Origin of the sequence: Alistipes sp. CAG:29, from assembly GCF_000435435.1 — a bacterium.
Lineage (GTDB): Bacteria > Bacteroidota > Bacteroidia > Bacteroidales > Rikenellaceae > Alistipes > Alistipes onderdonkii.
This window is the reverse complement of sequence record NZ_FR893507.1, coordinates 102,216-113,760: the sequence shown is the minus strand read 5'-3', so window position 1 is coordinate 113,760 and position 11,545 is coordinate 102,216. Positions and strand designations below refer to the sequence as shown.

The window sequence follows — 11,545 nt, the reverse complement described above, 5'->3', positions numbered from 1 at the left end:
GCCCCCCGCCGATATGGCTCGGGTCGCAGAATATCTGCAGCCCCGGGAGGCGGCGGTGCAGCTCGATGGGGATCGACCACATCGGGTGGTTGCGGTAGAGGCTTTTGTCGATCGACGTGAACCCGCGGTGGATGACACCCAGGCGGCGGATGCCGGCGTTGTAGATGCGTTCCACGCCGCCGATCCACAATTCGAGGTCGGGACTCACGGGGTTTTTCACCAGCACCGGGATATCGTGCCCGCGCAGCGCGTCGGCGATCTCCTGCATGGCGAACGGGTTAGCTGTCGTGCGGGCCCCGATCCAGATCATGTCGATGCCGCCTTCTAACGCCGCCAGGACGTGCTTGCGCGTAGCGACCTCCGTGGCTGTGTACATCCCCGTTTCGCGTTTTACGCGTTGCAGCCAGGCTATGCCGTCGACGCCTACGCCCTCGAACCCGCCCGGTTTGGTGCGCGGTTTCCACAGTCCGGCGCGGAATAGCTTGAAGCCTTCCGCGGCCAGTTCGCGGGCTGTTTCGATTACCTGTTCTTCGGTTTCGGCGCTGCACGGCCCCGCGATGACCAGCGGCCGGCGGGGGTCGAGCCCCGGGAGATTGATGGGTTGTAAGTCGTTCATGGTTTTATGTTTTTCGTTTTTATCGTTTGTTCCTTGTCAGATTGCCGGGTTGGGACATTCGGCGTATTCGCCCAGGATGCGGAAGTCGCTTGTCAACGGCCTCGCCGCTTCGATGGCCTGCCGGTAACGCACCGGGTCGTCGAAGGTGACATCCACGTAGAAGCGGTATTCCCACTCGCGGCCGATGATCGGCAGCGACTGTATTTTCGAGAGGTTGATTTCGTAAAAAGAGAGCAGGGTGAGCACCTTGGAGAGACTTCCCTGGGTGTGGGGCAGCGAGAAGACCAGCGATGCCTTGTTCGTGCGCGCCGGGTCGGTGAACCCTGCGGTGCGGCTGCGGTCGGCCAGCAGGAGGAAACGCGTGAAGTTGTGTTTGTTAGTCTCGATGCCCCGTTCCAGGATTTCGAGCCCGTAGAGCTCCGCCGCCCCGGCGCCGCAGATGGCGGCCGTGCCGCGGAGCCGTTGCTCGGCGATTTCGCGGGCGCTGCCCGCCGTGTCGTCGCGTTCGACGACTTTCATCGCCGGATGGGCTTTCAGGTAGTCGCCGCACTGCATCAGGGCGATCGGGTGCGAGTGTACCTCGCCGATGTCGCAGGGCGCCTCCCCCGGCAGTGCCGCCAGTACGTGCGAGATGCGGAGTTTGTATTCTCCGATGACGGCCAGCGAACTGCGCCGCAGCAGCTCGTGGTTGGGAAGCAGGCTGCCGGCGATGGTGTTCTCGATGGCCGCGATGCCCAGCAGCGTCGGGTCGGCGGCCATGCGGGCGAATTGCTGGTCGAAGCTGTCGCAGGGCAGGATTTCGACCTGCTCGCCGGGGAAACTGCACCGGGCTGCGGTCTCGTGGAAACATCCGGGTTGTCCCTGTATGGTGATGCGTTTCATAATCGAATTTTAGGCATTAAAAAATCCCGCTCTTTGCAGAACGGGATCCTTCGTGTTTTCACTCTATCGTATCATACAGCTAATTGCATACAACCCCGCTCTTCCTCCTGCTATAAAAGAAAAAGTAAAAAAAGTAATATGCAAAACCGTAAAGTCTCATCTCTTGTGGGGATTAACAGCGGCAAATGTAGTAAAATATTTGCGGAATCCAAATTCTCAGCCCTGTTTTTTGCCTGCGGCGGCCGATTTCCGTTCCCGGAACCGCTTTTTGAACTGCTGCCGGCGGCCGAAGAGCAGGCGGAAGAAAGTCCCCCGCAGCAGCGTGTCGTTGATGTCCCACCCGCGTATGTCGGCATAGCGATCCAATATGTACAGGAACGGGACGGCCGGGCAGCTCAGCCGCCGCAGGTTGATCATGCATTCGTCGGGGCGCAGCGGCCGTGCGTGGAATCTCATGCGGTTGATGTCGATCAGCTGGAAGCGGTAGTTGCCTGCCGTGCCGTCGTATTCCCAGAGGATGTTGGTCTGGTTGAAATCCTCGTGGCAGATTCCTTGCTCATGGAGGCGGACGGTGAAGCGGGCGAAGGCTTCGAGCACGGGCAGCGTGTCCGGCGCCGGGAAGCGTCGCATGGTCTGCGGGAGCGGGGTGAGCTCCGACCGGCGGGAGACGAAATAGGTGTCGGCGATCAGGCCGTCCTTGCGGTATTCGCTCCATGCCACCGGTTCCGGGGTGTCGAAACCCATCCCGCGCAGGCGCAGGGCGTGCTCGTAGGCGCGGCGGGCCTTGTTCTTGCGGAAGAACGAATACATGACCCTGTTGAACAGATGGGGGCGTTTGTAGCGTTTGACGACCAGGCTTTCGCCCCCGATGTCGAAAGCCCGTATCTGGTTGCGCCCTTCGTGGAGCACTTCGCCCGAGACGGGAAAAACCTCCGGGAGCCGCTCGATGAATGGCTGCACATGCCGTATTGCGGGGTTGATCGTTATTTTCATATGTGAGTCCGTTTACAACACAAAGTTACGGCAAACACGGTTTCCGCATAGTTCTGTTTGGGAATAATATTGGTGAAATAGATGGAAAAGGGCCTGCCGATTGTCGGTTTTGTCGTTTGTAAACGACTTTCAATACGCTAATCTTTGCCGCTGTGCTGTTAGCGGAACAGTCCGTTTCGTGGAGCTTTTGCTCCGGATTATGCAGGTGCGAAAGTGTCAGTTCGTCGAATTTGAGTAGGGGCAGGACTTTCTGCAATGATACCAGTGTGAAACGGTATTTGGTGGCTGTGTTTATCTTGCCCTGTTCTTGTTGCCGGGTTATCGCTTGTGCAAAATATTCGGCTGTCGTACCGTCGTTTTTCCGCCCGTTTCTTTCGAGAAGATTATCGAGCGTGATGTCTGCTTCCAAAATCTCAAGTCGTTTCAGGCGTTTGTGGTATTCTGCAAGCAGGCTGTCGATGCGGTATTGGATTTCCTGCGGCTCCTCGTTCTGAATGATGATACGGCGGTTTTGGGCATCCCAAGCCGTAGGAACGATTGCTGTTCCGGTGCTGACACAGCGAATTTTCGAGCCTCGGGTAAATCGCAGATGGATGGGAGTAGTTCCGTTTTTGTTTGCCTTATCCTTGCGACAAACAACGTTAACGGTGATATTCATAGCTTTACGTTATTTGCAGCGCGCGTTTCTATTTCGCCGTTTACCCGTCGGATTCGGGTAAAAATGCGGGTGAAAAACCGCTCCGAATCATGCCTTTTTTGCCATATATGCACGAAAAAAGCGGCTGCCTTGTTTTGGCAACCGCTTGATTTCGAGAGCTGTTGACGAGGATTGAACTCGTGACCTCTTCCTTACCAAGGAAGTGCTCTACCACTGAGCTACAACAGCAACATTTCCCGTTCGAGTGGTGCAAAAGTACATAAGAAAAATGAAAAGACCAAAAAATTGTGAATAATTCATAATTATTTTCTATCTTTACTTTTGAATTATAACCCATGCACATGAAACGTATACTAATAGTAGGTGCCGGAGGCCAGATTGGTTCCGAGCTGACAGTCTATCTGCGCAAAATTTACGGCGACCACAATGTCGTGGCTACCGACATGCGCGAATGCAAGGCCCTCGGCGAGGCCGGCCCTTTCGAAGTGCTCAATGCGCTCGATGCGACGGCGATGGCGTCGGTCGTGGCGCGTTACCACATCGATACGATCTTCAACCTGGTCGCTTTGCTCTCGGCTGTGGGCGAACGTAATCCGCAGATGGCCTGGAATGTCAATATGGGGGCGCTCAACAATTCGCTCGAGGTGGCGCGCCAACACCATTGCGCCCTCTTCACGCCCAGTTCGATCGGCGCCTTCGGGCCCTCGTCCCCCAAGGACAAGACCCCGCAGGACACGATCATGCAGCCCACGACCATCTACGGCATCTGTAAGGTCACGGGCGAGATGCTGGGGAATTACTACCACCATAAGTACGGTGTGGATACCCGTTCGGTGCGTTTTCCGGGCATTATCTCGAACGTCACGCTGCCGGGCGGCGGTACGACGGACTACGCCGTCGAGATCTACTATGAGGCGATCCGGTCGGGCCGGTTCACCTGCCCCGTACCGTCGGACGTCTATATGGACATGATCTACATGCCTGATGCGCTGCGGGCCTGCGTCGAACTGATGGAGGCCGACCCCGCGAAGCTCGTGCACCGCAACAGCTTCAATATCGCGTCGATGAGTTTCACCCCGGAGATCATCTGTGCCGAGATCCGGAAACGGCTGCCCGATTTTAAGATGGACTACGACGTCGACCCCGTGAAGAAGGAGATCGCCGAGAGCTGGCCCAACTCGCTCGACGATACCTGCGCCCGCGAGGAGTGGGGGTGGAAACCCGAATGGGATCTCTCGCGCATGACGGACGATATGCTGGAGCATATCCGTGCCAAAGTCGCCTCGAAGTGAATCCGGGGGATGATGGCGTTGCCATATCCCGTGTCGTCGAAACCGCGGCCAGTTGGGACGGGGCGCCGCTGCCCTCCTATCCGCGGGGTGCGCCGCGGGTGACGATACTCCGGGCAACGGTGCCGCCGCATACTACGCTGGCGATGCATACGCACGCCCTGGTCAATGCGGGGGTGATCCTGCGGGGCGAGCTGACCGTCATTGCCGAAACCGGTGCCCAACGGATGTTCCGGGCCGGAGAGGGCATCGTGGAGCTGGTCGGTACGCGCCATTACGGCGAGAACCGGGGCGACGGGGAGCTGGAGCTGGTGATGTTTTATGCCGGAACACAGGGCATGTCGCTTTCCGAGCGTGCAGACCTATAACCAGAAGTTATGACGACGAGACGAATTGCGCGAATCATTACCGGTTTTATCCTGTTGCTGGTAGCTGCGGTTATCGGCGGGAGTTTCTATATGCTCGCGTTCTCGCTGCGTCCCGACGCCAGGATGCGGGAAAAGAATGCCACGGCCTATGAATACATGTATGCCGAATACCCATTCCTGCGCCCGTGGGTGGACAGTTTGCAGACGGCCGGGGCGTTGCGCGACACCGTGATCGCCGATCCGCAGGGTGTCCGGCTGCACGCCCTCTACGCGGCGGCTCCCGTGCCGACCGACCGGACGGCGGTCATCGTCCACGGTTATACGGACTGCGCCGTGCGGATGCTGATGATCGGTTACCTCTATAACCATGACCTGGGGTATAACATCCTGCTGCCGGATCTGTATTACCACGGACAGAGCGAAGGGCGGGCGATCCGCATGGGGTGGCTCGACCGCTTCGATCTGCTGCGCTGGATGGAGGTTGCCGACGGGATTTTCGGCGGCGACACGCGGATGGTCGTGCATGGCATCTCGATGGGAGCTGCCACGACGATGATGGCCTCGGGCGAACCCCAACGACCTTACGTTCGGTGTTTTGTCGAGGATTGCGGCTATACAAGCGTCTGGGACGAGTTCTCCAAGGAACTGAAGTCGTCGTTCGGGCTGCCGGCATTCCCGCTGCTGTATACGGCCAGCTGGCTGTGCGACCTGAAATATGGGTGGAATTTCCGCGAGGCTTCTGCGCTGGCGCAGGTCGCGAAATGCCGCCTGCCGATGCTCTTCATCCACGGCGATGCCGACGACTACGTCCCTACCTGGATGGTTCGTCCGCTTTTCGAGGCGAAGCCGGGCGACAAGGAGCTGTGGCTCGTGCCGGGTGCCGGACATGCCGCTTCGTACCGCGACAACCGGGAGGAATACACGCGCCGCGTCGGGGAGTTCGTCGGGAAATATATCGGGCCCGCTTGAAAAGGGCCCGGGGCGGTTTCCGGGCGCTTCTGCCGGTTCGGAGTATGCCCTTCGGATAATAGAAATAAACTATGGAAAACGATAATCAACAGCGGGTCAAGTCCTTCTACCGGATTTTGGAGGAAGGCGTCGCTAAACTCCCGGCCGATGTGCGCGGGGCGCTTTACCGGCCGTGTGCCGTCGATTGTGTGAAGGACGACGTCCTGAGGGAGCTCCGCAGGCAATTCGAAGAATGCGGCCGCGATCTCGACCGGCAGTATACGAAATACGGCCGCTCGGAGTATTTTTTTGCGGACATCATCGAGCCGGGGCGGGTTTACGAGGTCGGGTATCCCCGGTGCCTCTGCCCGCAGGTCGACGCCGGGTTCGTGGACTCTCCGGCCCATTGCGAATGCTCCCGCCAGAGCATCCTCTATGTCATGGAGGAGCTGTTGCCCGGCAAGGACATCCGGGTGGAAGAGCTCGAGACCGTGTTGTCGGGCGGCAGAGAATGCCGCTTCCGGATCATTGTCGGGTAGCTCATTGCGGCGCCTGGCTACTCCAGGCCGCATCCGGTGCCCGGGCGTTGGGTGCGGGGATGGTTGCTGCCCAGAATAAAAAATCCCGAAGCCAATGCTTCGGGATTTTTTAATAGGGTATTCAGTCGCCTATGCGCCCGCATAGATCAGCATCCCGAGCCCGGTGAGGAACAGCAGGAACATTCCCAGGTTGAGCCTGTGGGAGATTTTGGGTGCTCCCTTGAATTCTTTCCAGATCAGTATTCCCCAAAGTGCCGAAACGAGTGTCGCCCCCTGTCCCAGGCCGTAGGAGATTGCCGCCCCGGCTTTGCCCGAGGCGATCATGCTGAACGATTCTCCCAGGCACCAGATCATACCGCCCAGCACGCCGACCATGTGGGTTTTGAGACCGCCTTTGAAATAGTCGGCGATCCGCACGGGTTCACCGTCCACCGGACGTTTCATCGCGACGGTGTTGAACAGGAAATTGCTGATGAAAACTCCGACGGCGAAGATGAATACGGCCGTATAGGGTGTCATTTTGCCGGCTGCGGGGGCGGCAAAATCGTTCAGATCCATGGAAGCGGCCACGAACCGGTAGAAGAATGCCATGATGATGCCGGCCGCAACCGAGATGAGAATGCCTTTGGTCGTGAGTTTGCGTTTTTCGGTCTGGGCTTTCTTGTAGGCGAATCCGTTCATGACGATCGCTGCGGCGATGAGCAGTACCCCGAGGAAAATGAAGGTCGGGTCGCCTTTGGCCGCGCTGAAATAATTTATCACTACGCCCAGTACCAGTGCGAGCCCTACACCCACGGGAAAAGCTACCGACATGCCGCAGAGGGCGATGGCTGCCGAAAGCAGGATGTTCGATGCGTTGAATATCACGCCGCCCATGAATGCAGAGAAGAGGTTGCCTGCGTCTGCCTGTGCAAGGTCTGCGAGGAAACTGCGCCCCTCCGTCCCGAAACTGCCCAGCGTGAAGGCCGACAGCACGGAGAAGAGCAGCAGGCCGATGACATAGTCCCAGTAGAAGAGTTCATAGCGCCACGTGCGGGCCGCCAGTTTCTGGGTGTTGCCCCAGGAGCCCCAGCACAGCATGGTGATGAAGCAAAAAGCGATTGCCAGGGGATAACTTTGAACGATAAACATAATGCGTCGAATTTACGGGGTTCGGATTAATTCCCGGCAGCTTGCGGAGTGCTGCCGTATACCAACAGGTCGCGGATTTGCAGCGATGCATCCTTGCGCGGGTTATGCCATTCGGCCGTGATGCGGTGGGGGCCGGACGGGAGCCGGTAACGCCAGAACAGTTCATGGCGGCGGGTGCGGTAAAGCGCCGGGAGCTTGACGCGTTCGACCGGTTGCCTGTCGATCGAGAAGGTTACTTCGGCCACGTACGACTCGTCGGGGCAGCGCAGGGCGCCCGTCAATACCGCTCCGATGCCGTCGAATTCGATTACGCCGGCTTCGGGGAGCGATTGGTGGATTGCACGGCGTTCGGTCGGATAATGCCCTTCGAACGACTGTTCGAAACGGACGGGTACGGGTTGCTGGCATGCGATGGTCACGTCGGTTTCACCTGCGGAACCGCCGTTGCGGCGGATTACTTCCAATGCCTGGTCGAAGCTCATCTTGTAGGTGCGGTTGAGCGAGATGTCGGTATAGGCGAACTCCATATCTTCCACTTCGCGCAGGTTGCGCATCCATTTTTCGGGGATTTTGCTGTACCCGAGCATTGCGCCCAGGATACCGCCGGCCGATGCCGGGTTGCAATCCGAGTCCTGTCCGCAACGGGTGGCGATGTCGAGCGTCTTCGAGAAATCGCCCTCGCCGTAAAGCAGGCCGATGAGGATGTAGGCGCTGTTGGTCACGGCGTCGATGTTGAACGGCACGAATACCCCGTCGGGGCAGCCGATATCCGAACTCCATTTCTTTTCGCATTCGAACCACGTGCGTTTCCAGTCGCCGGGATACTGCTTGTGCCAGGCGATGACGTCTTTCATGCACCGGTGATAGCGGCTCTGTTCGGGGATGGTTTTCAAGGCTTCCTCGACGATGAACCCGATGTCGTCCGAGACGAACGAAAGCGAATACATCGCTGCCACGTAAACTCCGCCGTACCAGCCGTCGCCGTAGTTCATGATGTGTCCCGCGCGGTCGCAGAACTCCGAGGCCGCGTTGGGCATGCCCGGGGACATGAGCCCCGCGAAATCGGCTTCGATCTGGAAGTCGAGGTCGTCGGCATGGGGGTTGTTGAGCCAGTGCCCCGACTCGGGCGGGCGGATGCCGTTGAGGATGTTGTAGCGTGCGGCCTGGTTGGCGTGCCACAAGACGTAGCCGGCATTGGCGAAGGCTGCGGCGAGCGAATCCACCGGGGCGTCGATGCCCAGGCGGTCGAAGACCTCGACGAACGTTAAGTCCATATATACGTCGTCGTAAAGCCCCGGCGTATTCTCGTACCACCATTTGATGTAATGTTCCGGCCACGGGATGGGGGTGTATTCCTGGATCATCGTGCCGTTGAATTTGAACTCGGTCGGGCCGCCGTAGGTGCATCCGATAGTCTGGCCGGCCCAGCCGCCCTTGATTTTGTCGAGCAGCCGTTCTTTGGAGATGGTGACTTGTGCCGGAAGTGGCTGTGTCGCCGGTGCGGAATTGCACGAGGCGCCCAGGATCACGGCGCAGAGTAGAAATAAGGTTTTTTTCATGCTTGGGTCTGTTTTAGCGTTATAGGTTGAATACGTCGACTTCGGTACGGTAAGGTACGGAATTTTGCGCGCCTACGCGTGTGACCGATATGGCCGAGGCTTTACAGGCGAAACGCACGGCCTCGGGAAGTGTCCGTCCCTCGGAAAGGGCCACGACCAGCGCCCCGTTGAACACATCGCCCGCGGCGGTCGTGTCGACGGCCTGTGTCTTGTATGCCGGGACGATTTCGCAGTGTGCACCGTCGAAGACCAGGGCACCTTTGGCACCGAGCGTGATGATGACGTTGCACACACCCATCGACGCGATTTTACGGGCAGCTTCTTCGGCCGTGCGCTCATCGGTGATGCGGATTCCGGAGATGGCTTCGGCTTCGGTTTCATTCGGGGTGATCGCGTACAGCGTTTCGAGCAGTCCGGCGGAGAGCTTCGAGGCCGGGGCCGGGTTCAGGACGACCTTCTTGCCCAGCCGGTACGCCATCATGGCGGCGGCCTCGACGGTTTGCATCGGGATTTCGAGTTGCAACAGGATGATATCGGCCGCTTCGACTGCCTCGGCCGACCGTTTCAGGTCGTTGGGGGTGAGATGCGCGTTGGCGCCGGGAGCGACGACGATGCAGTTCTCAGCGTCGGTATCCACGGTAATCAGGGCCACGCCCGACGGGTTTTTCGTGTCGGAAAATACATACGAGGTGTCGATCCCCTCTTCGTTGAACAGCTGGTTGGCCTGGTGCCCGAAGATGTCGCTGCCTGTTTTGCAGATGAAGGAGACCCTTCCGCCCAGACGCGCCACGGTGACGGCCTGGTTGGCGCCTTTGCCGCCCGGGTTCATGAAAAAGGTGCCCCCGATGACCGTTTCGCCGGGAAGGGGTAAATGCCCGGTGCAGATGACCATATCGGTGTTCGAGCTGCCGATTACGAGAATTTTTGATTCTGACATGTGTTTTTACTGTGTAGCTGTTTGTCCCGCCCTGCCGGTTTGTTGCACCCGGCAGGGCGGGGTGGTGTTTAATCGGTATATCCGTCGTTTTGTTTGAGGTTCGTGTTGGTCTTGCGGATGTTGGCCGGAATAGGGTAAAGTTTCGTGTATGCCGGGCTGACGGCCGGTTTCAGGTCGCGTGCTTCGCCCCACTTGCCGAACCGGATCATATCCTGGCGACGTAATCCTTCCCATGCAAATTCCCGGCCCCGTTCGTCGTAAATCTCGTCGAGTGTCAGATCCGAAGCCTTGTAATCGTCGAGCCCCGTACGATGGCGCACCTCGTTGAAGAGGGGGACTGCCAGGTCGGCATGTCCCTGGCGCACGAGCGCCTCGCCCTTCATCATCAGCACGTCGGCATAACGGTAGACCACATAGTCGTTGTCCATGCATTCGCCCTGCAGCCCGTTCGCATATTCGTATTTGGCCGAGCGGACGCCTTCGTTCGATTTTGCCGGGTTCGAGAAGTCGAACAGCGAGGTGATATGCGGCGTGTAGTCGAGCTGCTGCCCGTTTTGCATCAGGAGCGGATTGCCCGACATGTCGTACTGGGGGCCCGCGAGCCATTGCCTGCGCCGGATGTCTTTCGGATCGTACTTGTTATAGAAAGACTCGGTTGCGGCGAAGCCGTTCCAGCAAAAGTCGAGGATGCCGTAGGTCTGTTGCGAGAGGCTGTTGAGCGTCAGCTGGTGGAACCGGAAGACGTGCCACCAGTTTTGCGACGTATAAACTTTGTCATAGAGGATGACGAATATATTCTCCTTCGACGAGGTGTTGTCCACCTTGAAGTTCGAAAAGTAGTCGGGTTCTATCTCCAGTTGCCCGAAGCCGATCACCTGGTCGCAGGCAGCGATGGTTTCGTCCCATTTGGCCTCGCCGATCCACTCCTGCGCATTGATGTACAGTTTGGCGAGCGTGGTGTAAGCCATCGCCTTGGTTACGCGGCCGTAGTTCGAGGCGGTAGGCACGTCCTGCAACAGGCCGACGTTATCCTTGATCTGCTGTTCGATGAACGAGAAGAGGAACTTGCGATCCACCTGCCTGGGCAGGCTCGTGTCCGAGAAGTCGGTGGTGAAGGGAACATTGCCGAACAGATCCATGGCATTCAGATAGAACCATGCGCGCATGACCAGCACCTCGGCTACCAGGCTGGGTTTGGCCTCGAAATCGACCGACGACTGGTCGAACTCATAGAGTATCTGGTTGCAGAGCGAAATGCCGCCGAAAAGGAACTCCCAGATCGTTTGCAGATCCTGCATCTGCGAATTCCACGTGTGTGCGTGCATGTCGCGCCATACGCCGTCGTCGACCCACTGGTTTCCTTCGCGCAGGGGACTGACCGCCTCGTCCGTCGATACGGAAATCGTGCCCCAGATACAGCGGTAGCAGGTATAGCGTACCAGATAAGCGTAAATACGCCCGGCGCTCATCAGGAATTCTTCTTCGTTGTTGAAGAATTCGTCGGACGGGATCGAGGAGTAGGGATTCTCTTCCAGGTCGGTGCAGGAACTCAGTGTTGCACTTAGCAGGAATATCGTGGACAGGATTGATACTATCTTTTTCATAATAGGTTCGTTTGTTGGTCG

At 58.3% G+C, this 11,545-nt stretch carries 11 protein-coding genes, 1 tRNA gene and 1 pseudogene; 4 read left to right on the top strand and 9 right to left on the bottom strand.

Features of this window, described 5'->3' with window-relative positions; all coding sequences use genetic code 11:
- The 5 genes and pseudogenes from QVP03_RS13335 to QVP03_RS13315 all read right to left on the bottom strand — a co-directional run.
- Positions 1-616: pseudogene (locus QVP03_RS13335) on the bottom strand (3-deoxy-7-phosphoheptulonate synthase); the annotation flags it as partial.
- Between the two features lie 36 nt (positions 617-652).
- Positions 653-1,498: a prephenate dehydratase gene (locus tag QVP03_RS13330; protein ID WP_022333883.1), complete on the bottom strand. Its 846-nt coding sequence runs from the start codon at positions 1,496-1,498 to the stop codon at positions 653-655.
- A gap of 216 nt (positions 1,499-1,714) precedes the next feature.
- A complete protein-coding gene (locus QVP03_RS13325) occupies positions 1,715-2,491 on the bottom strand; it encodes a lipopolysaccharide kinase InaA family protein (RefSeq protein ID WP_022333882.1) in 777 nt (258 codons plus the stop codon).
- 25 nt (positions 2,492-2,516) lie between these two features.
- Positions 2,517-3,149, bottom strand: a complete 633-nt coding sequence (locus tag QVP03_RS13320; protein ID WP_022333881.1) for an Arm DNA-binding domain-containing protein — start codon at positions 3,147-3,149, stop codon at positions 2,517-2,519.
- A gap of 156 nt (positions 3,150-3,305) precedes the next feature.
- Positions 3,306-3,377 (bottom strand) — tRNA-Thr (locus tag QVP03_RS13315).
- Between the two features lie 113 nt (positions 3,378-3,490).
- On the opposite strand from QVP03_RS13315, the gene QVP03_RS13310 reads away from it, so the two are divergent.
- The 4 genes from QVP03_RS13310 (at position 3,491) to QVP03_RS13295 (ending at position 6,293) form a co-directional block, all read left to right on the top strand.
- Positions 3,491-4,441 carry an NAD-dependent epimerase/dehydratase family protein gene (locus QVP03_RS13310; protein ID WP_256166182.1) on the top strand — a complete coding sequence of 317 codons (951 nt, stop codon included), beginning with the start codon at positions 3,491-3,493 and terminating at the stop codon, positions 4,439-4,441.
- Complete coding sequence (locus tag QVP03_RS13305; protein ID WP_022333879.1) at positions 4,438-4,806, top strand: cupin domain-containing protein; 369 nt, start codon at positions 4,438-4,440, stop codon at positions 4,804-4,806. Before QVP03_RS13310 ends, QVP03_RS13305 begins: the two co-directional genes overlap by 4 nt.
- 9 nt (positions 4,807-4,815) lie before the next feature.
- A complete protein-coding gene (locus QVP03_RS13300) occupies positions 4,816-5,775 on the top strand; it encodes an alpha/beta hydrolase (RefSeq protein WP_022333878.1) in 960 nt (319 codons plus the stop codon).
- Positions 5,776-5,846: 71 nt separating this feature from the next.
- Positions 5,847-6,293 (top strand): hypothetical protein, encoded by a 447-nt coding sequence (locus QVP03_RS13295; RefSeq protein WP_022333877.1) that lies wholly within the window; start codon positions 5,847-5,849, stop codon positions 6,291-6,293.
- 129 nt (positions 6,294-6,422) lie between these two features.
- On the opposite strand, the gene QVP03_RS13290 is transcribed toward QVP03_RS13295, so the two are convergent.
- From QVP03_RS13290 to QVP03_RS13275, 4 genes are all read right to left on the bottom strand, one after another.
- On the bottom strand, positions 6,423-7,424 hold the full coding sequence (locus QVP03_RS13290) for a GRP family sugar transporter (RefSeq protein WP_022333876.1): 1,002 nt from the start codon (positions 7,422-7,424) through the stop codon (positions 6,423-6,425).
- A gap of 26 nt (positions 7,425-7,450) precedes the next feature.
- A complete protein-coding gene (locus tag QVP03_RS13285; RefSeq protein ID WP_022333875.1) occupies positions 7,451-8,983 on the bottom strand; it encodes an ADP-ribosylglycohydrolase family protein in 1,533 nt (510 codons plus the stop codon).
- Positions 8,984-9,002: 19 nt separating this feature from the next.
- On the bottom strand, positions 9,003-9,920 hold the full coding sequence (gene rbsK, locus QVP03_RS13280; RefSeq protein ID WP_022333874.1) for a ribokinase: 918 nt from the start codon (positions 9,918-9,920) through the stop codon (positions 9,003-9,005).
- A gap of 68 nt (positions 9,921-9,988) precedes the next feature.
- A complete protein-coding gene (locus tag QVP03_RS13275) occupies positions 9,989-11,524 on the bottom strand; it encodes a RagB/SusD family nutrient uptake outer membrane protein (RefSeq protein WP_022333873.1) in 1,536 nt (511 codons plus the stop codon).
- Positions 11,525-11,545 lie beyond the last annotated feature (21 nt).